This window comes from Halopseudomonas pelagia (genome assembly GCF_009497895.1).
Taxonomy (GTDB): Bacteria; Pseudomonadota; Gammaproteobacteria; order Pseudomonadales; family Pseudomonadaceae; genus Halopseudomonas; species Halopseudomonas pelagia_A.
In genome coordinates, this window is the sequence record NZ_CP033116.1 from 1,605,788 (window position 1) to 1,631,918 (window position 26,131).

Consider the following 26,131-nt stretch of genomic DNA (forward strand, 5'->3'; position numbering starts at 1 on the left):
CGCCACTGGAGAGTTGCCGGAGTGGTCGAACGGGACGGATTCGAAATCCGTTGAACTGGCAACAGTTCCCAGGGTTCGAATCCCTGACTCTCCGCCAATAAAGCAAAAAGCCCAGCTCAGCTGGGCTTTTTGCTTTATCAGACGAGCTCTCGGTGAGAACCCTCGTTCGACCGAGCCTGCAAAGCAGGCGAAGGAACGTTGTCGCGCAGCGACAACGGCCCCGTAGGGGTGAGGCGCCCCGCGCCGAATAATCCCTGACATGCTGGTCCAGCCTGCACACTGTCACCTAGTTGGGCTTTTTGCTTTATCAGGCGAGCTCTCGGTGAGAACCCTCGTTCGACCGAGCCTGCAAAGCAGGCGAAGGAACGTTGTTGCGCAGCGACAACGGCCCCGGAGGGGTGAGGCGCCCCGCGCCGAATAATCCCTGACATGATGCTTCAGGATGCACGTCCTCGCTCAGCTGGGCTTTTTGCTGTATGGGCGGAGAGTCAGGAATTCGAACCCTGGGTCAACCGGCCGTGCTTTAAAGCGCTGTCACATAACTCCCACCTATCCGTCTTCAAATCTACGCATAAGCTTCATCTTTTTGCTGTCTGCCTGTCACCTGTGTTTCCCATCATGTTTCGGTCAAAACCAATAAACTGATGAGGAAAACCGGATGTCCACAGATACACAACAACTGACCATCATCGATCACGGCGAGGGTGACGAGCCCGTGGCCGAGCGCCAGATGAATACCTTGTTTTCAAGTATTCTCGAGGCGCGTCTGGGACGGCGCCAGATTCTTAAAGGTAGCGCAGGGGCTGCTGCTATCGGCTTTATGGGGCTTGGCTTGGCCGGTTGTAACAGCGGTTCTTCCAATGACGACGAAGATGGCACTCCTGGTGAGGGCGAAACGCCTGTGGCTCTGCTGGGCTTCACCGCCGTGCCTGTAAGCAGTGCAGATATGATATCGGTGCCCGAAGGTTACAGTACTCAGGTTTTGGTGCCTTACGGGACGCCGATTGCCGGTGACTTTCCGACCTATTCGATTAACAGCACCGGTGAAGATCAGGCATTCCAGATGGGTAACCATCACGACGGCATGCACTTCTTCGCCATCGATGGCAGCTCCGATGATGGTCTGCTGGTGATGAACCACGAATATATCGAACCACGCTTTATGCACGCCCGCGCGGCAGGGGTTGCGCTGGGCAGTGGTGGTGTTCCTCCGCTGATCAACGGCGCTCGTCCAGCGGACGAAGTGCTGAAGGAAATGAACGCTCACGGCGTCAGCGTGGTGCGGATTGTCAAAGGGGTAAACAATGAGTGGCAGGTGCAGCCGGATATGCGCAACCGCCGGATCACAGCATTGACCCCGATGACACTCCAGGGACCGGTCCGCGGAACTGATTTCGTCAAGACGCTCTACAGCCCCAACGGCACCATGACCCGTGGCACGCTGAACAACTGCGGTAATGGCGTGACACCATGGAACACCTACATGGCGGCAGAGGAAAACTGGGCGGGTTACTTCCGCACTGATGATGTCGACCGCCGTGAATTTGATCGCTACGGTATTCGCCCCGGCGGCACCGGCCGTTATGGCTGGGAGCTAGCGGATTCGGCCGCGGACGAGTACGTGCGTTTCGACGCCAGCACCACGGGCGCCAGTGCCGAAGCGGATTATCGCAACGAGCCGGTTTGCTTCGGCTGGATGGTTGAGATTGATCCTACTGATCCTGACAGCGTGCCAGTCAAGCGCACTGCGCTGGGCCGGTTCGGGCATGAGGGCGTGGTGTTTGCTCCGGCTGTGGAAGGTCGCCCGGTGGTGTGCTACTCCGGCGATGATTCGCAGTTCGAATATATCTACAAGTTTGTCAGTGCTGGCAACTTTAACGCCAATACTGCAACTGGCTCCCTGCTGGATAGCGGCGTTCTCTATGTTGCCAAGTTCAACGATGACGGCAGTGGCGAGTGGTTGCCGCTGGTGTTCGGCATGAATGGGCTGACACCGACCAATGGTTTTGTCAGCCAGGCTGACGTGCTGGTAAACACGCGTATGGCCGCAGATATGATGGATGCTACGCCGATGGATCGCCCGGAATGGGGCGCAGTGGATCCGGCCAATGGTGATGTGTATTTCACGCTGACCAACAACAGCAGCCGCAGCGAAGATCAAACCAATAATGCCAACCCGCGCGCCACTAACCGTCATGGTCATATCATCCGCTGGGCAGAAGAGGGTGGGGATCACGCGGCACTGACGTTTAACTGGGATATTTTCCTGTTTGGCGGTGACAGTGGTGAAAGCGGGGTAGAGACCAATATCGGGTTTGATCCGAATGGCGACAGACTCACTGCGGACAATATCCTCAGCTCGCCCGATGGCATGTGGATTGATCCTGACAGTCGTGTCTGGATCCAGATGGATAGCAGTGACACAGACCCCTATGGTAACTGTGCGATGCTTGCCGCCGACCCTAACACTGGCGAGCTCAAGCGCTTTTTGGTTGGGCCTGTTGGCAATGAGATTACCGGTGTTATCACTACCCCTGATCAGAAAACCATGTTTATCAACGTTCAGCACCCTGGTGGCACGACCTCGTCAGCAAATTTTGCCGCGGGTAACTACACCAGTAGCTGGCCGGATAACAACCCTGCGCAGTTCCCGCCGCGCTCATCCACGGTCGTGATCTGGAAGGATGACGGTGGTGTGATCGGTAGTTGATTGTTGCCCGGCAGCGTCATTCGACGCCGCCGGGTTTCCTTTTATTCAACCGCGCACAGGCTGCGCGGTTTTTGGAGAATTCCCATGGGTATTGGTGGCGTAAGTATCGGCTCTCTGCTGATCGTGTTGGTCATTGTCATGTTGCTGTTTGGTACCAAGCGCCTGCGTAGCATTGGCGGTGATTTGGGTGGGGCGCTGAGCGGTTTCAAAAAGGCAGTGCGTGAAGAGGAAGAGTCTCCAAGTGCGTTGACACTGGATGCCGGCAGCGTTGCACAGAAGCGTCAGGTGGAAAAAGAAGAGCTGGTATCCTGACCGGGAGGCCGCAACATGTTCGATAATGGCATGAGCGAGTGGGTGGTCGTTTTAACAGTCGCCCTGCTGGTATTGGGGCCGCAGCGGGCGCTGGCTATTACCAGGTTTGCAGGCGTGATGTTGGGTAAGGCCAAGGCTGCTCTGGCGGATGTGCAAGCCCAGGTGGAAAAGGAGCTGCCGCAGGAAGAGCTTAAGGAAATCAAGGAAAATGTGGTTGCTCTCAGGCGTTCGAATGTAAAGCGCAAAGTGCAGGAAGTGCTGGCACTGGAAGAAAAACAGGCCTGACACGCGGAGCGTGGCAGGCCTGCGATAGGGCCTATTGTGGGGTAGGACAATCGTTGCTTGCTACTAGGTCCGGCTGAGTTTCGCGCAGTCCTTCAAGTCGATTGGCTCGGGTAAACTGGCAGCCGTAATTGTCCGCGGCAACTGCGTCCGGGTCGAGAATTTCATCACCTGCAGGCGGGGTAGCGTTGGGGACGAGGGCAAACTCATCCACCCAGCTAATCCAAGCATCGAAGGCTTCGACCAGTTCTGCCGGGGCAAAGGTGCAATGGCCTGTGTCTCTAATGGCGCGCTGAACAAGAAGATCATCATTGCCGAACGCTATAGCTCGTTCCCGATAGATCTGTTCCATGTTAAACGGTACGAAGAGGTCTCCTAGACCATGCAAGGTCAATACTGGTACATCGAAATCGCCATTGATGCGCGGGATTGAAGGCGGGCCGTCATCCCTGGCAGGATTGGCATTGTTATCAGGTGTTGACTGAGCAATAGTGTTGTTAAAGCCAATTTCTGTTGGGGTGAGATTCGTTACGTCAGGGTCTCCGGGCATATTAGGCCCAGGCTGCTGGCTCTCGAAGCGATACCGGATGTAAGTGGTGTCTACGACATTGTCATCGAGTATTTTATCTACGGTGCCATCAGAGCCCACAAAACCTTGTAGAAGACTCTGAAACCCGCCGAACGAAAACTGATATATGGGGCGCACACCGCCGGTCAGATTTTGAAGGGTCTTATAGAAGCGGTCGGCCTCCGGTGTAAGTTCTCCAGTTTGTGTACGCCGTAATCCTGTAACTCCTGGGTCGTTTTCATAGTTAACCCATAGAGCGTCGCGTGCGGCCGCCAGTTTTTCTTCTGCTTCTGCAGGCGTAATAGGGTATTGGCTCAGGTCCTGACCGCCGAACTGTAGAAGAGCAATGCCATAGGCGCCGAAGTAGTCAAATAAAGTAGTGTCGCCCATAACACCACACATCGGCAGTGAGCCTTGATAATTTACGTCTAGATCCACTTGTGCCAGTGCGAGTTTGTTTTCCCGTTCTACTGCAGCGCCCGCTACATGGCCTCCCATGGAGAAGCCGGAGATAAGATATCTTGAAGGCTCCGATAAGCCTGTTATTTCACCGAAAGCGAGCGCGAGTTTATTAGTGTCTACCAAGCCTGCACGCACATCATAGAAATTTGCGCTGTAACTGGAAGCAGCCCACGCATAACCTTGAGCAAGCAGATATTCACGTAATGGGTGGTTGTCTACCCTTAATCTTTCTGGCTCATCACCCCTGAAGCCGTGCGCCCACATAATTAAAGTGCCATTCCAATCATCTGGTACTTCGATGCGATAAATCGCTCCGTCGAGTACGTCAGCAAATTGCGTTACACCGTCAATGGGTTCGAAGTTGGCTGTGATATCGGCTTGGGCGATTGTAAAATCGCCGTCAGCTATCCGCTGAGCTTGGGTTTTTTCTTCAATTGGGACGGGGGTTGAAGCCTGGTCATCGTCATCACTTCCGCCACCGCCGCCGCCGAAACAGCCACTTAATACAATTGCGCTGATCGCAACACCTAAATATGCCGTTCTCTTCAAAGCATTCATTTTTATTCTCCTGACAGGCAAAGCCAAAATTGTTTTTGTTGGGGCAGACCTGGGCTGGCATTGCTGAATTAGAGTAAAGCCTCAAAAAGCGGGCACGGCAAGAGAGGTAGAGGTTATTTGCCCCTGCTTCGCGGCCATGGATAGGCCAGCATTGATTAAATGGATGAACATGTCGGCGAACTCACCCAAATGGGTGACCTTTTGCGTTGAACGGGAGGCCAAAGGTCCGCAGAATAAGCGAAAAGAATTTCATTAACCCTTTCAGGGGGTTGTCGAGGCAAGTCAATTTCGTGACAATCAGTTCGTCTGTTGCGCTTGTTTCAGACCTATAACAATAATTTTGCAAAGAAAGGTCAGTAGGATGTCATTCGCTGACCTGACTGCTGTGTACAGTCCCTGTCTTTGCCCCGGAGAAAGCATGCCTTTGGACTCCCGATTTTCAATCGAGCCTCTTATGAGACTGATCACCCTGGTGTTGGTGGCCGTGGTGGTGATTCTGCTCGGGCGTCTCACCTGGATGATCATCGAACCTTCCAGCATATTGCCTGCGGCGGACGGCAGCCGCCTTGATCCGGTCGCCAGTGGCCCAGCCTCAGCGGCGATGCGTGGTTATGATGATGTAGCCGCGTTATCCGTATTCGGCGCCGCGCCGAAAAGTGTCGCTAATGTAATCAATGCGCCAGAAACCTCGCTCAGCTGGGTGCTCAAGGGCGTGCTCGCCGATCCTGATCCCGAGCGAAGTGGCGCCATTCTCGCGCCGCAGGGTCAACCGGAAAAATACTACCGAGTAGGCGATGACCTGCCAGGCAGCGTCCGGCTTGATCAGGTGCTGGCTGACCGGGTCATACTTGCGCGTGATGGCAAGCTTGAAACGCTAAGACTGCAACGTCGCCCGCTGTCCTCCGGTGCGGCGCCTGCAAGGCGCACCGCCGATCTGCCGCAGGTGGATTCCAACGTCACCCTGGCAGCAGACGGTGGGGTGGCGCGGATCGATCGTGAAGCCTGGATGAATGACCCTCAACGCTTCCTCGAAGTGGTGTCGGCCAGCCCGGTGATGGTCGACGGCGCCATGTACGGGCTGGAAGTCAGCCCTGCACGCAATGCCCGCGAATTTGAAGCTGCTGGCCTGCAGGCTGGCGATGTGGTGACTTCAGTCGAAGGCACTCCGATTTCCGAAATCAATGATTACCGCGACATTCTTGAGGGGCTAACTGGCGATAGCGTCAGCCTGACCCTGGAGAGAGGCGGTGAACCCATGACCATAACGATAACGATGGATTGAGACACAATGCCGATGTTGTCCCAGATTGCCCGCTGTACCCTCCCGTTGCTCCTGGGACTCAGTCTTTTGAGTACAGCAGTTCATGCGCAGACTCAGCTTGCCGGGGATCCGGAAGAAGAGCTGGTGCTGAACCTGCGTGATGCCGAGATCAATGGCCTGATCGAGATTGTCAGCCAGGAAACCGGGATCAATTTCATCGTGGACCCGCGCGTTCGTGGTCAGGTCAATGTGGTCTCGGGCACGCCGATCAAGCGGGGCGAGCTGTACGATCTGTTTCTGGGTGTGCTGAAATCCTATGGGTTTGCTGCCGTTGAAGGAGAGCAGGGCACCGTACGCATTTTGCCGGAAGTACAGGCGAAGGAAAACGAGGTGGGTTCGTTGGCTGGCAGTAGCCGCGGTGACGAAGTCATTACCCACGTAATCGGGGTCAAGCACATCAACGCCGGCCAGTTGGTCCGTATTCTGCGCCCGCTGGTGCCCAAGGGCGGCCACCTGGCTGCCGCTGCGGAATCCAATAGCCTGGTCATCGCCGATACCGCCGCCAACGTGCGCCGTATACAAGGTCTGATCGAGCGTATTGATCTGGAGTCCATGGAAGATTTCGAGCTGATCCCTCTGGAGCACGCTTCTGCATTGGACGTGGTGCGCATTGTTGATTCGCTGGATGCACCCGCCGCCGGTGAAGACTTTACCAAGCGCGCGCGAGCGATAGCCGATCAGCGCACCAACACGGTGATTTTGCGTGGTGACCCGTCTAATAGAGGCTCGCTTCGCGACATTATCCGGCAGTTGGATATGCCGGCCAGCGGCGGTGCTACCCAGGTACATTACCTGCGGTACGCCAACGCCGAAGATGTGGCAGAGGTTCTGCGCGGTATAGCCGAAGGCCGTGAGGTCGAAGAAAACATGACCCAGAGCCCGGATGGCGGCACCAGTTCTGGCGGCAGCATGATGGGCAGCCGGCAATCTGCGGTACGTATTCAGGCGCATGAAAGCACCAACTCGGTGGTGATCTTTGGCCCCGCCGAGCTATCCCGCGATATGGCATCCATCATTACCCAGCTGGATATCCGGCGTGCGCAGGTTCTGGTAGAGGCGGTCATCGCTGAGGTGTCTTATGACCGGGCCAAGGAGCTGGGCGTGCAATGGGGTATTGGTAGCGATGCCGGCGTGGGCATTATCAACTTCAATCGCGGTGGTGGCGGTATCCTCAACTTGGCCGCTGCGGGCCAAGGCTTCCTGGATGGCAGTGTAACCACGCCGCCTTCGTTGAGCGACGGTCTTTCCTTTGGCAGTATTGGCAGCATCGGCAGCACTCAGATCGCTTTACTGATCAATGCGCTTCAGGCGGACAGCTCTAGCAACATTCTGTCGACCCCGAGCTTGATGACCCTGGATAACGAGGAGGCAGAAATCGTCGTTGGTCAGAATGTGCCTTTTATTGTGGGTCGATCGGTGGAGTCGTCAGGGCAGGCGTTCGATACCATTCAGCGTGAGGATGTCGGCATCATGCTGAAGATCAAGCCGCAGATTAACGAAGGCAATGCGGTGCGCCTGGAAATCGAACAGGAAGTGTCACAGATCGCCCAGAGCGTCACCGGCGCGGCTGACTTGATTACCAATACTCGGACGCTCAAAACCCACGTCATGGTGGATGACAACGACCTGATCGTTCTCGGTGGGCTCATCGACGACCAGTTGGTCGAAACGCGCGACAAGGTACCTCTTCTGGGTGATATACCTGGGTTGGGTCGGCTCTTTCGCTACGACACCGCGCGCATGGAAAAGCGCAATTTGATGGTCTTCCTGCGTCCGGTAATCATCCGTGACAGTGCGCTGTCCCAGGATGTGACACATTCAAAATATAGCTATATCCGTGATCAGCAGGTGCGTGAGCAGAATCGTGAAGGCGGCCTCCTGGGGCCGGACAGTCGGCCTGTTCTGCCTGACTGGAACTATTTGTTGAGCTTGCCACCGCCGTTCGAGAACGCCTACAGCGGCGCTGTGCCAGCCAGAACCAGCATTCCTGCACCACCACCAGCAGCGCAATAAAAGGGGCGGGGCGATGACCGATAGCGATATAGGCGGCCTTATTCCTGATCAAAGTCCGCAGGCAGAAACCGGTTACCGGTTTGCCCGGCGGTTCGGGGTGGTGCCCGGGCATCTGCAGGATGGTCATCTGGATGTCTACGTGCGTGCCGACTGCGATCCTCAGGCATTACTCGAATTGCGACGCCGGGCGGGTCATCCGTTAAAGCCGCATGTATTGGATGACGATGCATTTGCTGCGCGCCTGCGTGATCGTTACGAGCGCTCGGCGAACGACGCCATGCAGTTTGTGGAAGGTCTCAGCGAGGATGCCGATCTGATGTCGGTAGCCCAATCCCTGTCAGAACCGGAGGACTTGCTGGAGTCGCAGGATGAGGCGCCGATTATCCGCCTGATCAATGCGCTGTTGTCCGAGGCGGTCAAGGAAAACGCTTCGGATATTCACATCGAACCCTTTGAAAATCGCCTGTCGATTCGCCTGCGCGTAGACGGCGTATTGCGCGAGATCCTGGAACCACCGCGCGCCCTGGCGCCGGTGATTGTGTCGCGCATCAAGGTCATGGCCAAGCTCGACATTGCGGAAAAGCGTCTTCCCCAGGATGGCCGGATTGGCTTGAAACTGGTCGGCCGGGCGGTCGATGTGCGGGTATCGACGCTGCCTTCCGGTCATGGTGAGCGGGTGGTATTGCGTCTGCTCGACAAGCAGGCCGGGCGGCTGGAACTGCGTCAACTGGGCATGGGTAAAGACCACTACGAGGCCATGGAGCGGGTGATCGCCCGCCCGCACGGTATCGTGTTGGTTACCGGCCCTACCGGTTCGGGTAAAACCACCACGCTGTACTCGGCCTTGATGCAGCTTAATGACCGCAGTCGCAATATTCTGACGGTGGAGGACCCCATCGAGTACTACCTGGACGGTATCGGCCAGACGCAGATCAATACCAAGGTGGATATGACCTTCGCCCGGGGGCTACGGGCGATTTTGCGCCAGGATCCGGACGTGGTGATGGTCGGCGAAATTCGAGACGTGGAAACCGTCCAGATTGCCATCCAGGCCAGCCTCACCGGCCACTTGGTGTTTTCCACATTGCACACCAATACCGCGGTCGGGGCGATTACCCGTCTGCGCGATATGGGTATCGAGCCTTTTCTGCTGTCATCCACGTTGAACGGGGTCCTGGCCCAACGGCTGGTCCGCACCTTGTGCCCCAGCTGCCGCAAACCTCACCAGGCGTCCGCCAGTGAGTGCCGGCTGATGGGTGTCAGCGAACAGGAAGCACCGACTCTTTACAGCGCCGTGGGCTGTGAAGAATGTAATAACAATGGCTATAAAGGCCGTACCGGCATTTATGAATTGATTGAAGTGGATGACACCTTGCGCGGGTTGATCCACGACGGTGCCAGTGAGCAGGCCATGATTCGCCACGCGCGTTTGGCGCAAACGGGGATTCGGCATGATGGTGTGCGTCGCGTGCTGGCCGGGCAGACTACCCTGGAAGAAGTGCTGCGCGTGACCCGGGAGGACTGACCATGCCCGCCTATGAATACGTCGCGTTGGATAACAGCGGCCGCACCCGCAAAGGCGTAGAGGAGGGCGACTCCTCACGTCAGGTGCGCAGCCGCCTGCGTGACAAAGGCCTGATGCCGATGTCGGTCAGTCAGGTCGCCGAGCGCAAGTCGGTCATGCGCATGCCGGTGCTGCAACAGCGGATCAAACCTTTGGAGCTGGCGTTGGCTACGCGGCAAATGGCAACCCTGGCGCGTGCCGGCATGCCGATAGAAGAAGTACTGGGTACCGTCGCCCGGCAGAGCGAAACGCAGAAGGTCAAATCGACCTTGTCTGCGGTCCGCACGCGGGTGATGGAAGGTTTGCCGCTGGCGCACGCGTTGGGTGAATTCCCCTCGGTTTTCCCGGCGATCTACCGTACTACACTGGCGGCAGGCGAGCAGGCCGGGCGCCTGGATCTGGTGCTGGAGCGGCTGGCGGATAACGTTGAGGCGCAGAATGCGATGCGTCAGAAGATCCAGCTGGCAATGTTCTATCCGGCGATTCTGACGGTGATCGCGTTGTTGGTCACGGTGGCGCTGCTGACCTACGTGGTACCTGAGGTAGTACAAGTGTTCGCCGGCATGAATCAGCAGTTGCCGTGGCTGACCCGGGCCCTGATCGCCACCAGCGACGCCTTGCGTTCCTGGGGACTATTGATGCTTGCTGCGCTGGTCGGCGGCATATTTGCGTTCAAGCAGATGCTGAAAAAGCCCAGCTTTCGCTATAAATGGGATGCCTGGCTATTGCGCGTGCCGCTATTGGGGCGGCTGATCCGCGGGCTGAATACCGCCCGCTTTGCGCGTACGCTGAATATTCTCGCTGGCAGTGGCGTACCGTTACTGGATGCCTTGAACATGAGTGCCAGCGTCATGACCAACGTACCCATGCGCGACGCGGTGACGGATGCAGCCAAGCGCGTGCGCGAAGGCTCGGGGGTGGGGCACGCGCTGGAGCGCAGTGGCTATTTTCCGCCAATGACATTAAGCCTGATCAAGAGCGGTGAGAGCAGCGGTACGCTTGATCACATGCTTGAACGGGCTGCTGAAACGCAGGAGCGGGAGCTGGAAGCGCGCATCGCGATCGTGATGGGCGTTTTCGAGCCGCTGCTGATCCTGGCAATGGGGGGCGTGGTACTGATTATCGTACTGGCCATCCTGCTGCCCATCTTTGAACTCAATCAACTGGTTAACTGATCATGCTCAAGACAACACAACAGCCAGCCGGCAGACAGCGCGGCTTTACTCTGATCGAAGTGATGGTAGTCGTGGTGATTCTCGGGATTCTCGCTGCGGTGGTGGTGCCGCGAGTAATGGATCGCCCTGACCAGGCACGGATAACCAAGGTACAGAATGATGTGCGGGCGCTGGAAAGCGCGCTGAACCTCTACCGGCTGGATAACTTCAATTACCCGACTACCGAACAGGGATTGTTTGCGCTGGTTGAAATCCCGACCAGTGGTGATGTACCGCGTAACTACCGTTCTGGTGGCTATATAGACCGGCTGCAGAAGGATCCATGGGGTCAGGAGTATCAATATCTACGCCCAGGCCGTGATGGCCGGGAGTATGACCTTTACAGCTTGGGCGCCGATGGCCGTCCCGGTGGTGAAGAAGCCAATGCGGATATTGGTAACTGGAATGTGGATCAGGAAGAGAGTCGCTGAGCATGCAACCCGCCACTCAGCATCACTCATTACAGTCAGGCTTTACCCTGATGGAGCTTCTGGTGGTGTTGGTATTGGTGGGTATTGTTGCCAGCCTGGCAACGCTGTCTATTGGCGATGGTGCCGAGCGACAGTTGCGCACTGAAACGCAGCGCCTGGCCGGGGTACTGCGCTTGGCGCGCGATGAGCTGTTGATTACCGGTAGCGCCGAACGCGCGCTGGGATTGCGCCGCGACAGTTATAGCTTTCTCGAGCTGATGATTCTGGATGATGCTACCCGGGAATGGCAACCGCTGGTTGACCAGCAACTGGGCCCTTGGCAGTTGGAGCCTGGCGTGATTGAGCTGGAGTATGAACAGGAAGGCGAGCGCCAGCCGCTGCCACAGGCAAGCGGCTGGGAGCCGAATATACGCTTGGGCAATACCGGTGAGATGACCCCGTCGCTGATTACCTTGCGGGTGCCGGGTAAACCCTTCGAGCGGCATATTCAGATCAGCATGGAAGGCACGATCGAGGTGTTAGATGCGCTCCCGGAATAAGGGCTTCACGCTGCTGGAAGTGCTGGTCGCCATGACCATTCTGGCGGTGGCGCTGGCGGCATTGATCAAAGGCGGCTCTGACCATTCGCGCAATACGCTGTATTTGCAGGAGCGTACCCTGGCCCACTGGACTGGGCAAAATGTGCTGGCCGAATACGAATCGGGAATGCGACCGGTCAGCGAAGGTGACCGCACTGGCGAGGCCACCATGGGGCCGTTCCGCTACGGTTACAACGTCGAGATTTCTGACTACGTGCCGGAAGCGCCGATTGCGCTACCGCCGGTCAAGCGTATCGATGTGAGGCTCTGGTTGTTCGATCAGGGCGAGCAGGAACAGCGCGCATCGGTCAGCGGATTCGTGCTGCCATGAGGAATTTTCATAGCCGGGCCAGGGGTTTCACCCTGTTGGAAATGCTCGTGGCGATGGCGGTTTTTGCGGTGATGAGCGTGGTTGCTTACGGCGGTTTACGCGCGGTACTGAGTGCGGATCAGGTGACTCAGGAGCACGCACGCCGCCTGGCCGATCTGCAGGTCACGCTCAGCGTACTGGAGCGCGACCTGGCTCAGATAGTGGATATTTCAGTGCGTGACGAATTTGGGGACCGCATGCCGCCACTGCGTTTGCGCGCTGGCGGTGACAGCAAGCTGCTGGAGATCGTGCGCGCCGGAGCGGGCGGCGATCAGCGTCTGCGCAGAACCGCTTGGCTGATCAACGATCGCGGGCTGGAGCGGCAGTTATGGCCAGGCGTTGATATAGCCGATGCGGAAAGCGCACGGGTACAGCCTTTCGGTTTTTTGGTCGAGGAGGATGAGCTGCTTGGCATGCAGACTGGTTTCGCCTTGGTGGTGCGCACTCCCAGCGGACTTGAGAGGCTCGACGCCTGGCCCCCGGCCGATAGCGATCCCTCGGCCAGCCAACTGCCGTTGGCCGTGGAGGTGGTGTTGGACATACCCGGTTATGGCGAAATACGCCGGCTGATGGCAGTCGGCTTGTGAAGTCGATGCAGCGGCAGCAAGGAGTGGCCCTGGTCACCGCCCTGTTGGTGGTGGCGCTGGCGGTTGCGGCCGCGGTGGCGATGGCCATGCGCAGCCAGACCGATATACGTCGTACCAGCGCGGTGTTTGAGCGTGACCTTTCCAGACAGATTGCTTTGGGAGGGGAAAAAATGATCCTGCAGTTGCTCGAGCGGGTCGAAGGGCCGGACGAGCTACTCTGGGACACCTGTCGGTCGCCTAGCCTGCCCTTCAGCGTTGACGGCGTGGAAATTCAGGCCACGGTCGAGAACATGCAATGTCGCTATAACCTCAATGCGCTGGCCGGCGCCGACGAAACCGAGCAAGGCTATTTTGCGCAACTGGTGGATAGGGTGGGCACGGAGTCGGGCGTGAGTATGCCCTCGGGTGCGCAATTGGCGCTGGCGGTCAGTGACTGGATGAATCCGGAGACCGATGACCCCACGTACAGGCTTGAAGATCCGCCGCGTTTGTCCGGCAACCGTCCGATGCTGGTGGCCTCGGAACTTAACTCGGTGGTCGGCATGACCAGCGAGGCCTGGGCGGCATTGGCTCCCTACGTCACCGCTTATCCCGGGCAGGAGAGCCCGATTGACCTGGAGCGTAGCTCGGAGCTGATGCAGGAGGTTTTCCGCGGGCGTGCGGCGCCAGGCGATGCGCCCTGGTTTATGCGCCTTGAGCTGGTGGCCGAATTTGGCGAACGGCGCTTTTTCCAGTGCTCAATGCTGGATGCGCCCAATGGGGTGGTAGTACTGCGAGAACAAACGGCCTGCGAGCCCTGATAATAACGGACAGAATTATGCTGATAGTGCTATTGCCAGAAAATCCGCCGCTGCCAGATGGGGGCGCTATTGCACTCGCGTGGTGGCAACTGGACCGCGAGGGGCAACTGCTCGGAGAAGGTCAGGATACGCTGGCTGACCTGCGCTCGCGCTTCGCCGGCGAGCGCCTGCGTGCGCTGGCACCGGCCATGGCAGTCGGGCTCTATCGTCTGGATATGCCGGTCAAGCGTGCGGCATCCATTCGGGCTGCGCTGCCGTACGCATTGGAAGATCAGCTCAGTCAGGACCTTGAGCTGCTGCACTGCGTCCCAGGACCCCGACGTCAGGACGGCCAAATCGCCGCAGCCGTCGTCGAGCAGGAGCATATGTATGCGTGGCAGGCATTGTTCCAGGAACATGCCTGGCGTCTGGAAGCCATACTGCCACTGGCCGCCCTGCATACTGAAGATGCTCCGGAAGCGGGCTTGCTGGTCACGCCGTCGCTTTGGCCGTCTTCTGCGCCGCAGGCGCTAATAACAGCAGCAGATCAAGAGCCTGCGCTGATAGAGGAAGGCATGCTGACGCTGTGGCTGCGCCGTCGCCTTGCCGAGCTGCCAGAGGAGCAGCGTCAGCTGCAATTGGCCGGCTATGAACCCGCAGCATTGGGGCTTGATGACGTCAAACACCTGACCGTCATTCCGGCACCTGCCGCTATTGATCTAACACAGGTGCTACGCAGGGCGACCGGACCGAATCCATCGTTGAATCTGCTCAGCGGTGCTTACACGGTAAGCATGGCCACGCCGCCTTGGCGCAAAGCACGCTCTGCGATGATTGCGGTGGGCGTGCTCCTGGCGGTGCTGCTGCTGCAGTTTGCTTTGGAGTGGGTAACACTGTCGCGCGAGCGTGATCGTCTGGTCGAATCAATCAATAGCGTGTTTGAAACCAGTTTGCCGAACAGTCGGCGTGTGGATGCACCTGAGCAATTCCGCCAGGTGATGCGTGGTAGTGGCGCTGAAGCGGGTGGGCAAAGCAGTGGGGCGATATTGTATGAAGTGTTGGCGGTGATCAATGAAAGTAAAGGCGCGCGGATACGACAGTTCCGCTCTACCCCGGATGAACTTGAGGTCGAGCTGCAGATGAACTCCTTTGCCGACCTTGAATCGTTGCGCACCTCATTGGCGACCAAGCCAGGGCTCAGCGAATCGCTGCAAGGAGCGGATTCGGTGGATGAGGGCGTCACCGCGCGACTTAAAGTAACAAGGAGGGAATTATGAACGCCTGGTGGGCAGGCTTGGCTCCGCGGGAGCGGGTCATTCTGATTGCCGGCATGATGGTGTTGGCAGGGCTACTGATCTGGCTGGCCATTGTTGAGCCCTTGGCGGACGGTCGTAGCTCCTTGCGTGGAGAGGTCGCCGCATTAAGTGCAGATCATGATTGGATGCAGCAGGTCGCTGCTGAAGTGCGCCGCAGGGCCTCTTCGCAGGCTGGCGCTGGCGCCATTGGGGCAGGCAACGGCTCGGTGTTGACGCTGGTCGAAGTGTCCGCCAACGCATCCGGCATGCGCAGTGCGATGACGCGCGTTCAGCCTGAAGGGCAGGGCGCTCGTCTGTGGTTTGACAGCGTGTCCTTCGATGCACTGGTGAGCTGGTTGGCCGAGCTGGAGACCCGGCAGAATTTGCGTATCAGTCAGTTGGCTGTGGATGCAGGGGAAGCGCCGGGGTTGGTTTCGGCACGCGTTCTGGTGGAGCCGCGCTGATGAAAAAGGTGTTGAGTATCAAAGTTATAGTCCTGCTGGTGCTGCTGTATCTGGGCAGCCTAATCTGGAATCTGCCCGCTTCATTTGTCTGGAGCAGGGTACAGAATCAACTGCCGGCACAGGTCACGTTGCACGGTCTGACTGGCACGTTATGGTCTGGCCGCGTCAGCCGGATGCAGGTTGAGGGCGTAGATCAGGGCGCACTGAGTTGGGACTGGCAGGCTGCAGGCTTGCTCGGTGGCAAGGTCAGCCTGGATCTATTCTGGCAGCCGCGCAACGGTCATGTGACCGCGCGACTGGATGCCGGATTAAATTCCCTGCAATTGAAAAATGTCGTTGGGCGCCTAGACGCCGCGAGTATGGCCGCTGTTAACAAGGCGCCTTTTGTACTGGCCGGGCAGTGGCTGCTGGACGTGCCGCTGCTGGAGCTCAATGAGCTGCAATATGTAGGGGAGGCCGAAGGTCAACTGACCTGGGAGAACGCCGCTGGGGGCTTGCCCACGGCTCTCCCCTTAGGTCACCTGAGTGCCGATTTAAGCGGAGATGAGGGCTGGCTGGTGTTCAAGCTGGCCGATCAAGGCGGACCGCTGGGACTGCGCGGCGATGCCCGTTGGCGCCCAGGTCAGGCGCTGGCCTTGAATACGCAGATGCAGGCCCGTGCAGACGCTGACGCCGCGCTGGTGGGTGGGCTTAGCCTGCTTGGCCGACCCGATGCGCAGGGTTGGGTCAAATGGCGGGCGAAGCTGCAATGACAATTTTCTTTACACTCGATTTGGAGCGTCAACCTATGCGGGTCATCCTGCTCATCATGCTGGCGGTAGGCATTGCTGGCTGTGCGACCAGCGGAAATAACGCGCGAATGGATACGGTGGACAATGTCGCACTGGTGGATGCGCGCGCCAAGCTTGGGCTTGGCCGTTGTGATCTGGAATTGGCCAACGACATTCTCGCCCTTGGTTATCCAGGCCTGGAGCAAGAAGCTGCTTATACCTGCTTGGAGCAAGGCCAGGTGCAGGCGGTGGAGCGGCTACTGACTGACTTTCAAACACGACATCCAGAGGCAGCCAACCTGGACTATTCAGCTTACCTGCTGGCGCTGGCCCAGTTCATCCGTTTCGAACTGGCTGAAGGAGACGACCAGGCCCGGCTGACCACAGGCCGACGGGCGCACGATGGGCTGGTGGCATTTGTCCGTCAGTATCCGGAATCGGCCTATCGTCAGGAGGTCGCCCCTCGGCTCGAGGCGCTGCATGAGGGTATGGCTAGCGCAGAATATGATCTGGCCCTGGCGGACATAGAAGCAGGTCGCCGTGAGTTAGGCGTAAAACGACTGCGCTATGTCGTACAGAACTATTCCCGCAGTGATGCAGCCAGCAGCGCTAAGCAGTGGCTCCAGCAACGCGCTACGCCCTAGATTGATCGTTCGGGCGGCCGCGTTAATGCAGGCCGCCTGCCATCTTTCAGTGCATTTCTCAACATCGAGTTGCGCCCTGCTGTTGACATTGTGCACAGTTTGCGCGCACTGCTGTCATCAAACTGTCAGATACGCTCGTAACTCATTGATATGTTAATGCGCGCCGTAACTTATTGTTTTAATTGAATAAAATATTGATCAAAATTTAACCATTTTGACCCGCAACCCCGCGGGCTATGGTTCTGACGTGGTTTTTTTCAGGCTATCCACAAAGTTGTCCACAGATATTGTGGATAGCTTTTTGTCGCGCTGCGCTTCAGATACCCTGCGGAATCTCCTCACCACCCAGCGCTGCGGTCAAGGATGGGATGAGCTCGGACAGGGTCTTGGCCATGATGGTGAAACTCGCGTCCAGCTGCGCAGCCATATCATCCGCACCCTGGTCGTCGGCCTCTTCGCGGAGCAGATCTTCGAACTTCAGACGCTTCACGATCAGCTTGTCGTCCAGAGTGAAATTGAGCTTTTCCTGCCACTGCAGGCTCAGTTGGCTGACCTGTTTACCCACGGTCAGGTGCTGCTGTATCTCGTCGCTAGCCAGATCCTGACGTTTGCAGCGAATCACGCCACCGTCTTCGCTGGTGTCACGCAGCTCGCATTCGTCACCAATTACCAGACCCTCAGGCGCTTCGCCGGTCTTGACCCACTCGGTCATGCAGGCCGCTGGTGCGGTCTTAACATTCAGCGGGCGCAGTGGCAGGCTGCCGGTGCATTCGCGCAGCAGGCTCAGCAGATCCTCTGCACGCTTGCTGCTGGCGCTGTCGATAGCTATCCAGCCCTCCTGTGGCGCAACGCAGGCCAGGGTGGTCTGAGTGCGTGTGAAGGCACGTGGTAGCAGGGACATGACCAGTTCGTCCTTGAGCGTATCGCGTTCCTTCTTGTAAACCTTGCGGCCGTCGCGTGCTTCGATCTCTTCAACCTTTTCTGCCAGGCCATCGCGAACCACGCTACCGGGCAGGATGCGTTCTTCCTTGCGCAGGGCGATCAACCAATAACCGTCCGCTACCTGAACGCGATTTTCGGAGTGCCTGCCAAAAGGTGTTGTCCAGCCAAGGGTATGAGTTTCCTGGCTGCCACAAGGGCGGGATGGGCGCTCGTCGAGTGCCTTGATCAACTCAGCTTCGCTGAATGGAATGGTTTGACTGAAACGGTAGAGCAGAAGATTACGAAACCACATTAGGCTGTCCTTGTACGTCTGGCCACAAAAGCCGCCAATATTGCCTGACACCGGCAGCTTCGGCCAGCCAATACGGGGGCTTTGATTAACATATTGAAAATGGCAGAGATTTTTTTACGAAAGGTATTGCCAGACGGATAAAAGCTGCCTAGAATGCGCCCCACTTCGAGAGCAAATGGGTGATTAGCTCAGCTGGGAGAGCATCTGCCTTACAAGCAGAGGGTCGGCGGTTCGATCCCGTCATCACCCACCACTCGAGGTGGTACGCAGTGGTAGTTCAGTTGGTTAGAATACCGGCCTGTCACGCCGGGGGTCGCGGGTTCGAGTCCCGTCCACTGCGCCATAATTTGCACGCGATCGCTTCGGCGGTTGCATAAAAAAAGCGACCTGTTGGTCGCTTTTTTTTATGCCTGGTTTTCAGGCTAGCGCATGGCGCTCCGTAAGCCTAAATGCGCTAAAACAGGTGCAGGCTCAGTTACCGCCGGCACTGCCTCCAGCTCCAGTTCCAGTTCCAGTCCCGGCACCAGTGCCAGCTCCGTCATTGCCCATGCCGCCAGTACCTGTTCCGTTACCAGTACCTGACCCTGAACTGCCGGTACCAGTGCCATCGGGGCCGGTATTCATCTCGTTCGGTGCGCCTGGGCTAGTTGCGCCTTCACGTTCGCGGCGCATTTCCTCTTCTCGATCCATTTGCTCGGTTTGCTGGCCATCCATGCCCTGCTTATTGGAATCATAGTCTTTGTCGCCTGCGAGCGCGTAGGGGGCAGCCAACGCGACGGCCAGACTGAATACGGTGCTGGTAAGTACGGTAGGAAATTTAAGTTCTTTCATGTTGTTCACCTTGATTATGATTGAATTATGTCGCGTTACAGTTGAGTGCGATATCTACCGTCAGGTTGAACATAATGAGCCAATAAATACAGGATCATTCAATATTGCCAAACCTAACTTGATGCTAATTAACTATGTGCTTATTGCTATTTAGTCATTTGCGGCACCGGTCTCTTCCGCTAGCTCGCGTGCCATATCTAAATGTTGCTCCAGCTTGGGAAGCGTCTGTTTGGCGAACGCGCTTATGTCAGCGTTATCCGAGTTGCTGGCGCGTTGGAACAGTTCAATAGTTTGCTCATGCGCGTTCACCTGGTTATTAGCGTAGGCTTCATCAAATGACTCGCCATCGCGTACCTGTAGTGTCATCGCTTTCGCCTTATCCATTAACGTAGCTTCATCCGAAATATCAAGATCGTGCTTCTGCGCCAACTCCTGCATTTTTTTATTCGCTTTGCCGTGATCTTCGATCATGCGTTGGGCGAAGTCTTTGACTGCATCGGTACCGTTTTCGAGCGCCATATTGGCAGTTTCGATCTCAGCCATCCCTTTTGCAGAGGCTTCCTCGATAAAATCTTCGTCTTCAATATCGCGTTCCAAATCCGCCTGGCCAGCGGCAGGGCCGGTAGCAGGTTGGCTTGAATCCCGCATGGTTTCGTTTGCAGCACCAGGCTGTTGGTTAGTGCTTTGAGCGAAGGCTGCGGGGGCACCCACACCTAGTGCCACAATCAGTGCCGTTGTTAGCAGGTTGAGCTTGTTCATAAAAATCTCCACTTACTTTTGCTGGAATGTGCGTATCCGGTTCAGTTAGCGTCTTGCCCGGGTTCGGTAGCTGGATCAGTTCCTGCTTCCGGAGCGCCTGGTACGCTGCGTGTGGCGTCAGTGCCGGCCGGTTCTGTGTCGTCCGCACCGGGCTGTGTCTCGTCACCGGAGCGGGTAGTGCTTTCCAGGTCGGGGTCGCGCGGTGGAGTATGGGTTCCGTTTTGATGTGAATCAGCCTCGCGTTCCATCTGACTCTTTTGGGCGCCATTGTCGGCCCGTTCTTTTGACGGGTCATTTGCACTGGCATAACCGCTGGCTAAACCGAGCACGAGACTTAATGCGGAAATATGAAGGACTTTGGATGCAGTAGGAATTTTCATGTTTCACCTCTTCTTGTCATGTATTCACTACGATAGAAGGGGCATTAATATAAAAGTTCAGAGAATATTATTTGATATCTTATCGTTCTTTTATTATCAGTTAGCTGTTTATTTCCTTAATGAATAAGGCAAAGATATTTCACTGTTGTCCGGTTCGGGATCCGATAATCATTTCCGTAACCCATTTGCTTAAATGCGATGTGTACGCTGTTTGTGCTTCATCCGTAGAGAGCGCATGGTCCGCTCCGTCGATAATTCTATGAGTCATTGAATGAGCCTGAAAGAAAGCAGCGCGATAATTCATGATCGTGGCATGAGGCACAAAGTCATCATGCTCCGATTCGACCAATAGCACGTCGCCTTGGAACTCGGAGCATGCTTGTAAAGCTTGATTGTCTGCAGAGCTAAGCGATCGGCGCCGATAATCTTGAAGTCGCTCTCTATTCAATGTCTGTTTCGGCTCGGTCCATTCTTCATCCCAGTAAAGTGCGGGGACGCGCAAAGCAAGCCATCGAACAGGACGCAGCGAGGTGAGCAGAGTAGCAAGGTAACCACCGTAGCTGGTGCCGATAACGGCGATGCTTTCACGGTCTATGCTCGGCTGAGCGATCAGATGATCATAGGCTGCAAGCACATCCGCCAGATTGTGCTCACGAGTAACCGTGTGTTGTTGGGCCAGGGTTTTTTCATGGCCGCGCAGATCAAATGTCAGGCAGATGCAGCCCAGGCCGGCAAGCTTGTTGGCTCGGGCCAGATCGCGTTGTTGGCTACCGCCCCAGCCGTGTACAAAGAGAACACCTGGAACCGAGGTCTCCGGGCTCAGGAGTGTTCCAGCAATGTCCTCTCCGTCAGAATGAATATGGATGGATCGTGTTTCAGCTGTCATGGGCGTTCATCCTTACTCCTTTGGTCAGAAAACCAAATTCTGGATCCTCGCCTTTGTAAAGTACAAAGACATCATCAGGAACGAGCATATCCTTGCCAAAGCGTTCTATTGAGCTAGCGCTCACGTGTGTCAACGCAGGTTGCTGGATGAGCCGTTCAAGGGCAAATATCTCCGCACTACTTGCTCCACCGATGCGCCAGGACTGCTCCAACACCCCGGAGACACGATGGCCGATGGCGTGGAGCCCCTGCGCGACATCGTAATTACGTCGCGAGGCGATGATGCCAGGATAGGTTTGGGAGACAGCATGATCGAATAGCTGTGCCTGCGATATGGCCAACATCACCTCTTGGGACAGGTTTGGCAGCTGAAATAGCTGAGCATAGTCGCCGCGTACCATGTGCAAGTCCGATCCGCCATAGACCTGAGAACCTTGATTATCCTCTGTGAGGTTCTGCCAACCGTAATAGCTTGCGGTTAGCCCCGCCAAGCGGACCTGCCCGACGCTAAAGGTAGTGACGTCCTCCAGATTTTCCTCCAGCGCCAGTCCCCAGGTTTGCAGCTCCGCAGCGTCCATGTTCAGGACGGCCTCCCTGAGCTGGCTTTCATTTCGCACAACCAATTGTCCGCGTCCGGCTTTGGCTCGGGTAGGCTTCACGCGGACGGGTCCAGCCAGTAGCAAATCCGCACCCGCGTCTAATGCGTCTTCGCGGCTGAAAGCGCTGAATCCTCTTAGAACACTCTTGTCGGCCAGCTTGATCAATTCCGTGGACCACCCCTCTGGCTCCACCCGGGGTGATGAAATCAACGGGTGAACAATGGTCTTGGTGGCCATAAAGGGAAACGGAACGCTGCCTCCGAAAAAGTCGCTTTCGGCGTGCAATCCAAAGCTATGAGCCTGGTCCCCCACCAAGGTGTCGGCGGGAATGACATAAGCTGCGTTTTTGCCATTCGATGAGGTGCCTTGATATTCAACGCCGAGCATTGTCGCAATTCGCTGGGCGAGGTGAACATGGACGGCAGTCTCATGCTCGGAAGTGTCAGCTGCAGGCATCAATCGTACACCTGCATGTTTTTGTCCCGTGCGATCGTTCATGGCTGAACACGAAGCGCAGGAGTCGGTTTGTTTTTCTTAGGATGTGGGATTTCGGTTACCTGGACGTCGGTAAGGCTCCCCGGATCAGTGATCTTTTTTTCCGCTATGACCTGATTGCGAGCCTCTGCAACACTCAGGGTCCTGGCGTGACAATTAACCTCAATGGATTGGGGCTGATTGTCCAGAATGAAACTCACGAGAAATAGATTGTTGTCAGACATGCCGGCCTCCGGAAAATGTCGTTGTCGATTCACTATGGGCTTCAGCTCAAGGCCATTGGTTCCGGGTATTTTTCCGTAATTCAACCGACCAGAGTCAGGTTGGGAGCATTGAAGAGAGGGTAGGCAAGCCAGGACGCTTCGGTGCCAGTGGTGATTTGTCTGAAACTTTCCTTGAGTCGCAGCGGTCACCAATCATAACCAGGTGTTTAAAACAGCGGAGTGCGGATCATGGCAAGAGCAATATGGAAGGGTGCAATCAGTTTCGGGCTGGTACACATTCCCGTGGCATTGGTCTCCGCTACTTCTTCCAAAGGCATCGATTTTGATTGGCTGGACAAGCGATCCATGGACCGGGTCGGTTACAAGCGCATCAACAAGGTGACCGGCAAGGAAATTACCTCCAAGCATATTGTCAAAGGCGTTGAGTACGAGAAGGATCGCTACGTGGTCATCAGTGAGGAGGAGATTGCTGGGGCTCACCCCAAGGCTACCCAGACTATCGATATATTTGCGTTCGTCGATAGTGCCGAGATTCCGTTAATCAATATTCGTAAACCCTATTTCCTTAGCCCGGAGCGGCGGGGCGAAAAAGTCTATGCGTTACTGCGCGAAACCCTGGTCAAGACCGGCAAGGTGGCGCTGGCAAACGTAGTGGTGCGCACTCGCCAGAGTTTGGCGGCCCTGATGCCGCTGGATTCGGCATTGGTGGTGGTGATGTTGCGCTGGCCTGACGAAGTGCGCAGCCTGGACCGCCTCAACCTGAACGAAGAAGTAAGCGACCCTTCACTGTCCAAGCAAGAGCTTGATATGGCTCGCAAACTGGTGGAAGACATGACCTCCGAATGGAAAGCAGAGGAGTATCGAGACACCTTCGGTGAAAAGATCATGCAGTTGGTTGAGGAGAAGGCCAAGGCTGGCAAGATTGAAAGTGTCGAACAGGCTGACGATGATCAAGAGGAGCGTCGCAGTGCGGATGTCGTGGACCTGACGGAATTGCTCAAGCGCAGTCTTGCAGGCAAAGGGAAAGGCGGAAAAGCGCCTGCCAAATCACCAGCGAAAAAACGACCTGCCAGCAAGGCCAAGGCCGACGATGAAGATAGCCAGGATAGTAAGCCGGCTCGGCGTTCCAGCAAGTAATAAACCCATTTGACGACAGGCATTCGACATGGCCAGACCGGAGAGTGAATATAACCGCAAGCGCAATTTCGAGCTCACCTCTGAGCCAGCAGAAGAGGGAAAGCGGGAACGCCTGAAGAAGTCTGAAGGCTTGAGTTTTGTAATACAGAAGCACGACGCGCGAAATCTGCATTATGATTTCCGGCTAGAGCTCAACGGCACCTTGAAGAGCTGGGCGGTGCCTAAAGGTCCGAGCCTGGATCCGGCCGACAAACGTCTGGCGGTGCACGTCGAAGATCACCCGCTCAGCTATGGCAGCTTTGAAGGCAGTATTCCCAAAGGCCAGTATGGCGGTGGCGATGTTATCGTCTGGGATCGCGGGATCTGGGAGCCCGAAGGTGACCCTGTTAAAGCCTACAAGGCAGGCAAGTTGGGATTTCGTCTGTATGGCGAGAAGCTTGCCGGGAATTGGAATCTGGTACGCACGCGACTCAGGGGCAGCGGCAGCAAGGAGCAATGGCTATTAATCAAGGAGCAGGATGAGGCAGCACAGTCTGCCAGTAGCTTTGATTTGATTGCCGAACGCCCCGAGAGCGTCATCACCGGGGAACGACTGCAGCGTGATCAGCAAGGCGGCGCTTCCACAGGCAAAAAAGACGCAAGATCCAAAACTGCACGCTCAGCATCCAAAGCCAGTAAAGATCAGGTTTCGCCCGCCAGAGAAAAAAAGACCAAGGGCTCTCGCGGCGCTGTCGGCGAAGTTGCCACCATGCCCGAGCAGCTCTCACCGCAGCTGGCAACGCTCGTGAGTACTCCGCCCGCTGGCGATTGGCTTTATGAGATCAAGTTTGATGGCTATCGGATTCTGACGCGGATTCGCGAAGGCGAGGTCCGGCTGTTTACCCGCAACGGCCATGACTGGACAGACCGTCTACCCAAACAAGCGAAGGCTATTGCCGAAATGGATTTGGCAGATTCCTGGCTTGATGGTGAGGTAGTGGTACTGAACGATGAAGGTCTGCCTGACTTTCAGGCGCTACAGAACGCCTTCGACAAGGGCAGTTCGCAGAGCATGATGTATTACCTATTCGACGCACCTTTTCTGAATGGTCGTGATCTGCGCGAGGCGCCGCTTGAGCAGCGTCGTGAAGCGCTGGAGGCACTGATTGAAGAGGGCAGTTCGTTGTTGCGTTTTTCGGAAGTACTGGATGCTGACTACCAGCACATCTACCAAAGTGCCTGTGCCATGCAGCTCGAGGGCGTCATAGGCAAGCGCGCGGGTAGCGAATATGTGTCCGCTCGCAGTGCCGACTGGATCAAACTCAAGTGTCGGCTGCGTCAGGAGTTCGTCGTGGTTGGCTATACACCCCCCAAGGGCAGTCGAAGCGGTTTTGGGGCGCTGTTGTTGGGGGTTCATGATGGCCCCGGCAGCAAGAATCTGCTCTACGCTGGCCGCGTGGGCACCGGGTTTAATGAGGCTTTGCTGAGGCAGCTGCACAAGCAACTACGCAGACTGGAACGCAAGACCAGCCCTCTCGCCAGCACCCGAGGCTTAGCCCGTCAGAGCGATATCCATTGGGTCTCGCCCAAGCTTGTTTGCGAGGTGGAGTTCGCGCAATGGACCAAGGAGCAGATCGTGCGCCAAGCTGCTTTCATCGCTCTGCGAGAGGACAAGCCCGCGGAGGATATTATCAAGGAGCAACCAAAGACGCCGGATGAGATCAAATCCTCTGTCGGGCGTCCGACAGAGAAAGAAGCAACCAAACGACCCAAGGGTGACACGCAGGGAAAGTTAAGCGGCGTCGCCATTAGTCACCCAGAGCGCGTCATTGACAAGCAGAGCGGGGCTAGCAAGTATGATCTGGCGGCGTTCTACGACAACATACAGGACTGGATACTGCCCCAGCTTGCCGGTCGAGCCGTTTCGCTCGTGCGCGCTCCGGAAGGGGTGGAGGGCGACCAGTTCTTTCAAAAACATGCCGAACACCTGGCCATTCCGGATATACGGCATCTGGATAAATCGCTTGATCCTGGCCATGCGCCGCTGATGCAGATCGATTCGGCGAAGGCCTTGGTGGGCGCTGTACAAATGGGTTGTATCGAATTGCATACCTGGGGTTCGTTGAGTGACAGTATCGAGAAGCCGGACCGTATCGTGCTGGACCTGGATCCGGATCCCAAATTGCCGTGGAAAGCAATGGTTGAAGCCACCCAGTTGCTACTCTCGGTGCTGGATGAAATCGGCTTGCAAGCCTGGCTCAAGACCAGCGGCGGTAAGGGCATGCATGTGATTATCCCAGTCGCGCGGCATTTGGATTGGGACAGCCTCAAGGCGTTTTCCAAAGCCATTTCCGAGTTCATGGCGCAGCAGTTGCCAGAGCGATTCGTCAGCAAGATGGGGCCGAAAAATCGTATCGGCAAGATCTTTATCGACTATTTGCGTAATAGCCGTGGCGCCAGCACCGTGGCGGCCTATTCCGCGAGGGCTCGCCCCGGCCTGCCGGTATCGGTGCCGATCAGCCGTGATGAGCTGGCCGGTTTGCGCAGCGCGCAACAATGGACGGTGCAAAATTTGCACGAGCGGTTGCAGCAGTTATCCGCGGACCCATGGGCCGATTTTCATCATCGCCAGCGTATAGGTAAAGCCATGTGGCAACAGCTGGGGGCCAAGGCGCCTTGATGGCGG

General features: G+C 56.7%; 26 protein-coding genes and 3 tRNA genes. 21 read left to right on the top strand and 8 right to left on the bottom strand.

Annotated features, from left to right (window positions below; translation table 11 throughout):
* The first annotated feature begins 7 nt into the window (after positions 1-7).
* From EAO82_RS07650 to EAO82_RS07665, 4 genes are all read left to right on the top strand, one after another.
* Positions 8-97: transfer RNA gene (locus EAO82_RS07650), tRNA-Ser, on the top strand.
* A 561-nt stretch (positions 98-658) separates the two neighbouring features.
* Positions 659-2,710: a PhoX family protein gene (locus EAO82_RS07655; RefSeq protein ID WP_096346215.1), complete on the top strand. Its 2,052-nt coding sequence runs from the start codon at positions 659-661 to the stop codon at positions 2,708-2,710.
* Between the two features lie 84 nt (positions 2,711-2,794).
* The gene (gene tatA, locus EAO82_RS21100) at positions 2,795-3,022 is read left to right on the top strand and encodes a twin-arginine translocase TatA/TatE family subunit (RefSeq protein WP_096346214.1); all 228 of its coding nucleotides are present in this window, start codon (positions 2,795-2,797) and stop codon (positions 3,020-3,022) included.
* A gap of 15 nt (positions 3,023-3,037) precedes the next feature.
* Positions 3,038-3,307: a twin-arginine translocase TatA/TatE family subunit gene (locus tag EAO82_RS07665; protein WP_096346213.1), complete on the top strand. Its 270-nt coding sequence runs from the start codon at positions 3,038-3,040 to the stop codon at positions 3,305-3,307.
* A 31-nt stretch (positions 3,308-3,338) separates the two neighbouring features.
* Here EAO82_RS07665 and EAO82_RS07670 read toward each other — a convergent pair whose 3' ends face one another.
* Positions 3,339-4,892, bottom strand: a complete 1,554-nt coding sequence (locus EAO82_RS07670; protein ID WP_096346212.1) for an alpha/beta hydrolase — start codon at positions 4,890-4,892, stop codon at positions 3,339-3,341.
* A gap of 454 nt (positions 4,893-5,346) precedes the next feature.
* On the opposite strand from EAO82_RS07670, the gene EAO82_RS07675 reads away from it, so the two are divergent.
* The 13 genes from EAO82_RS07675 (at position 5,347) to bamD (ending at position 16,922) form a co-directional block, all read left to right on the top strand.
* Positions 5,347-6,174, top strand: a complete 828-nt coding sequence (locus tag EAO82_RS07675) for a type II secretion system protein N (protein ID WP_174958784.1) — start codon at positions 5,347-5,349, stop codon at positions 6,172-6,174.
* 66 nt (positions 6,175-6,240) lie between these two features.
* Positions 6,241-8,226, top strand: a complete 1,986-nt coding sequence (gene gspD / locus EAO82_RS07680; RefSeq protein ID WP_218838587.1) for a type II secretion system secretin GspD — start codon at positions 6,241-6,243, stop codon at positions 8,224-8,226.
* Positions 8,227-8,239: 13 nt separating this feature from the next.
* Positions 8,240-9,751 (top strand): type II secretion system ATPase GspE, encoded by a 1,512-nt coding sequence (gspE, locus tag EAO82_RS07685; RefSeq protein ID WP_096346210.1) that lies wholly within the window; start codon positions 8,240-8,242, stop codon positions 9,749-9,751.
* Positions 9,752-9,753: 2 nt separating this feature from the next.
* Positions 9,754-10,965, top strand: a complete 1,212-nt coding sequence (gene gspF, locus EAO82_RS07690; RefSeq protein ID WP_096346209.1) for a type II secretion system inner membrane protein GspF — start codon at positions 9,754-9,756, stop codon at positions 10,963-10,965.
* A 2-nt stretch (positions 10,966-10,967) separates the two neighbouring features.
* On the top strand, positions 10,968-11,435 hold the full coding sequence (gene gspG, locus EAO82_RS07695; protein WP_096346208.1) for a type II secretion system major pseudopilin GspG: 468 nt from the start codon (positions 10,968-10,970) through the stop codon (positions 11,433-11,435).
* Between the two features lie 2 nt (positions 11,436-11,437).
* Positions 11,438-11,974 (top strand): prepilin-type N-terminal cleavage/methylation domain-containing protein, encoded by a 537-nt coding sequence (locus EAO82_RS07700; RefSeq protein ID WP_096346207.1) that lies wholly within the window; start codon positions 11,438-11,440, stop codon positions 11,972-11,974.
* A complete protein-coding gene (gene gspI, locus EAO82_RS07705) occupies positions 11,958-12,344 on the top strand; it encodes a type II secretion system minor pseudopilin GspI (RefSeq protein ID WP_096346206.1) in 387 nt (128 codons plus the stop codon). Before EAO82_RS07700 ends, gspI begins: the two co-directional genes overlap by 17 nt.
* The gene (gene gspJ / locus EAO82_RS07710) at positions 12,341-12,970 is read left to right on the top strand and encodes a type II secretion system minor pseudopilin GspJ (protein WP_096346205.1); all 630 of its coding nucleotides are present in this window, start codon (positions 12,341-12,343) and stop codon (positions 12,968-12,970) included. Before gspI ends, gspJ begins: the two co-directional genes overlap by 4 nt.
* 5 nt (positions 12,971-12,975) lie before the next feature.
* Entirely contained in the window at positions 12,976-13,770 is a 795-nt protein-coding gene (locus EAO82_RS07715) for a type II secretion system protein GspK (RefSeq protein WP_096346296.1), read from the top strand.
* A 17-nt stretch (positions 13,771-13,787) separates the two neighbouring features.
* Positions 13,788-15,026 carry a type II secretion system protein GspL gene (gene gspL / locus EAO82_RS07720; RefSeq protein ID WP_096346204.1) on the top strand — a complete coding sequence of 413 codons (1,239 nt, stop codon included), beginning with the start codon at positions 13,788-13,790 and terminating at the stop codon, positions 15,024-15,026.
* On the top strand, positions 15,023-15,508 hold the full coding sequence (gspM, locus tag EAO82_RS07725) for a type II secretion system protein GspM (RefSeq protein WP_096346203.1): 486 nt from the start codon (positions 15,023-15,025) through the stop codon (positions 15,506-15,508). Before gspL ends, gspM begins: the two co-directional genes overlap by 4 nt.
* Entirely contained in the window at positions 15,508-16,260 is a 753-nt protein-coding gene (locus tag EAO82_RS07730; protein ID WP_096346202.1) for a type II secretion system protein N, read from the top strand. Before gspM ends, EAO82_RS07730 begins: the two co-directional genes overlap by 1 nt.
* A gap of 35 nt (positions 16,261-16,295) precedes the next feature.
* Complete coding sequence (gene bamD, locus EAO82_RS07735) at positions 16,296-16,922, top strand: outer membrane protein assembly factor BamD (RefSeq protein ID WP_174958787.1); 627 nt, start codon at positions 16,296-16,298, stop codon at positions 16,920-16,922.
* 316 nt (positions 16,923-17,238) lie between these two features.
* Here bamD and rdgC read toward each other — a convergent pair whose 3' ends face one another.
* Positions 17,239-18,156, bottom strand: a complete 918-nt coding sequence (gene rdgC / locus EAO82_RS07740) for a recombination-associated protein RdgC (protein ID WP_096346200.1) — start codon at positions 18,154-18,156, stop codon at positions 17,239-17,241.
* A gap of 177 nt (positions 18,157-18,333) precedes the next feature.
* Here rdgC and EAO82_RS07745 point away from each other — a divergent pair.
* Positions 18,334-18,409: transfer RNA gene (locus EAO82_RS07745), tRNA-Val, on the top strand.
* A gap of 13 nt (positions 18,410-18,422) precedes the next feature.
* A tRNA-Asp gene (locus EAO82_RS07750) sits at positions 18,423-18,499 on the top strand.
* Positions 18,500-18,627: 128 nt separating this feature from the next.
* Here the strand turns inward: EAO82_RS07750 and EAO82_RS07755 are convergent.
* The 6 genes from EAO82_RS07755 to EAO82_RS07780 all read right to left on the bottom strand — a co-directional run bounded on the left by EAO82_RS07755 (position 18,628) and on the right by EAO82_RS07780 (position 22,329).
* Positions 18,628-18,987, bottom strand: a complete 360-nt coding sequence (locus tag EAO82_RS07755) for a hypothetical protein (protein WP_153274274.1) — start codon at positions 18,985-18,987, stop codon at positions 18,628-18,630.
* A 150-nt stretch (positions 18,988-19,137) separates the two neighbouring features.
* Complete coding sequence (locus EAO82_RS07760; protein WP_096346295.1) at positions 19,138-19,635, bottom strand: DUF4142 domain-containing protein; 498 nt, start codon at positions 19,633-19,635, stop codon at positions 19,138-19,140.
* 152 nt (positions 19,636-19,787) lie between these two features.
* Entirely contained in the window at positions 19,788-20,126 is a 339-nt protein-coding gene (locus EAO82_RS07765; protein ID WP_096346199.1) for a hypothetical protein, read from the bottom strand.
* A gap of 139 nt (positions 20,127-20,265) precedes the next feature.
* Positions 20,266-21,012 (bottom strand): alpha/beta hydrolase family protein, encoded by a 747-nt coding sequence (locus EAO82_RS07770; protein ID WP_096346198.1) that lies wholly within the window; start codon positions 21,010-21,012, stop codon positions 20,266-20,268.
* Entirely contained in the window at positions 21,002-22,108 is a 1,107-nt protein-coding gene (locus EAO82_RS07775; RefSeq protein ID WP_096346197.1) for a DUF3182 family protein, read from the bottom strand. Before EAO82_RS07775 ends, EAO82_RS07770 begins: the two co-directional genes overlap by 11 nt.
* Positions 22,105-22,329 carry a hypothetical protein gene (locus EAO82_RS07780; RefSeq protein ID WP_096346196.1) on the bottom strand — a complete coding sequence of 75 codons (225 nt, stop codon included), beginning with the start codon at positions 22,327-22,329 and terminating at the stop codon, positions 22,105-22,107. Before EAO82_RS07780 ends, EAO82_RS07775 begins: the two co-directional genes overlap by 4 nt.
* Before the next feature lie 228 nt (positions 22,330-22,557).
* Between EAO82_RS07780 and EAO82_RS07785 the strand changes: the two genes are divergently transcribed.
* Together EAO82_RS07785 and ligD are read left to right on the top strand one after the other, a co-directional pair.
* The gene (locus EAO82_RS07785) at positions 22,558-23,466 is read left to right on the top strand and encodes a Ku protein (protein WP_096346195.1); all 909 of its coding nucleotides are present in this window, start codon (positions 22,558-22,560) and stop codon (positions 23,464-23,466) included.
* A gap of 28 nt (positions 23,467-23,494) precedes the next feature.
* Positions 23,495-26,125, top strand: a complete 2,631-nt coding sequence (gene ligD, locus EAO82_RS07790) for a DNA ligase D (protein ID WP_096346194.1) — start codon at positions 23,495-23,497, stop codon at positions 26,123-26,125.
* Positions 26,126-26,131 lie beyond the last annotated feature (6 nt).

Coding starts and splice junctions, on each gene's coding strand:
- EAO82_RS07655 (WP_096346215.1), top strand. CDS start 659: ATGTCCACAGATACACAACAACTGACCATCATCGATCACGGCGAGGGT.
- tatA (WP_096346214.1), top strand. CDS start 2,795: ATGGGTATTGGTGGCGTAAGTATCGGCTCTCTGCTGATCGTGTTGGTC.
- EAO82_RS07665 (WP_096346213.1), top strand. CDS start 3,038: ATGTTCGATAATGGCATGAGCGAGTGGGTGGTCGTTTTAACAGTCGCC.
- EAO82_RS07670 (WP_096346212.1), bottom strand. CDS start 4,892: ATGAATGCTTTGAAGAGAACGGCATATTTAGGTGTTGCGATCAGCGCA.
- EAO82_RS07675 (WP_174958784.1), top strand. CDS start 5,347: ATGAGACTGATCACCCTGGTGTTGGTGGCCGTGGTGGTGATTCTGCTC.
- gspE (WP_096346210.1), top strand. CDS start 8,240: ATGACCGATAGCGATATAGGCGGCCTTATTCCTGATCAAAGTCCGCAG.
- gspF (WP_096346209.1), top strand. CDS start 9,754: ATGCCCGCCTATGAATACGTCGCGTTGGATAACAGCGGCCGCACCCGC.
- gspG (WP_096346208.1), top strand. CDS start 10,968: ATGCTCAAGACAACACAACAGCCAGCCGGCAGACAGCGCGGCTTTACT.
- EAO82_RS07700 (WP_096346207.1), top strand. CDS start 11,438: ATGCAACCCGCCACTCAGCATCACTCATTACAGTCAGGCTTTACCCTG.
- gspI (WP_096346206.1), top strand. CDS start 11,958: ATGCGCTCCCGGAATAAGGGCTTCACGCTGCTGGAAGTGCTGGTCGCC.
- gspJ (WP_096346205.1), top strand. CDS start 12,341: ATGAGGAATTTTCATAGCCGGGCCAGGGGTTTCACCCTGTTGGAAATG.
- EAO82_RS07715 (WP_096346296.1), top strand. CDS start 12,976: ATGCAGCGGCAGCAAGGAGTGGCCCTGGTCACCGCCCTGTTGGTGGTG.
- gspL (WP_096346204.1), top strand. CDS start 13,788: ATGCTGATAGTGCTATTGCCAGAAAATCCGCCGCTGCCAGATGGGGGC.
- gspM (WP_096346203.1), top strand. CDS start 15,023: ATGAACGCCTGGTGGGCAGGCTTGGCTCCGCGGGAGCGGGTCATTCTG.
- EAO82_RS07730 (WP_096346202.1), top strand. CDS start 15,508: ATGAAAAAGGTGTTGAGTATCAAAGTTATAGTCCTGCTGGTGCTGCTG.
- bamD (WP_174958787.1), top strand. CDS start 16,296: ATGCGGGTCATCCTGCTCATCATGCTGGCGGTAGGCATTGCTGGCTGT.
- rdgC (WP_096346200.1), bottom strand. CDS start 18,156: ATGTGGTTTCGTAATCTTCTGCTCTACCGTTTCAGTCAAACCATTCCA.
- EAO82_RS07755 (WP_153274274.1), bottom strand. CDS start 18,987: ATGAAAGAACTTAAATTTCCTACCGTACTTACCAGCACCGTATTCAGT.
- EAO82_RS07760 (WP_096346295.1), bottom strand. CDS start 19,635: ATGCGGGATTCAAGCCAACCTGCTACCGGCCCTGCCGCTGGCCAGGCG.
- EAO82_RS07765 (WP_096346199.1), bottom strand. CDS start 20,126: ATGAAAATTCCTACTGCATCCAAAGTCCTTCATATTTCCGCATTAAGT.
- EAO82_RS07770 (WP_096346198.1), bottom strand. CDS start 21,012: ATGACAGCTGAAACACGATCCATCCATATTCATTCTGACGGAGAGGAC.
- EAO82_RS07775 (WP_096346197.1), bottom strand. CDS start 22,108: ATGAACGATCGCACGGGACAAAAACATGCAGGTGTACGATTGATGCCT.
- EAO82_RS07780 (WP_096346196.1), bottom strand. CDS start 22,329: ATGTCTGACAACAATCTATTTCTCGTGAGTTTCATTCTGGACAATCAG.
- EAO82_RS07785 (WP_096346195.1), top strand. CDS start 22,558: ATGGCAAGAGCAATATGGAAGGGTGCAATCAGTTTCGGGCTGGTACAC.
- ligD (WP_096346194.1), top strand. CDS start 23,495: ATGGCCAGACCGGAGAGTGAATATAACCGCAAGCGCAATTTCGAGCTC.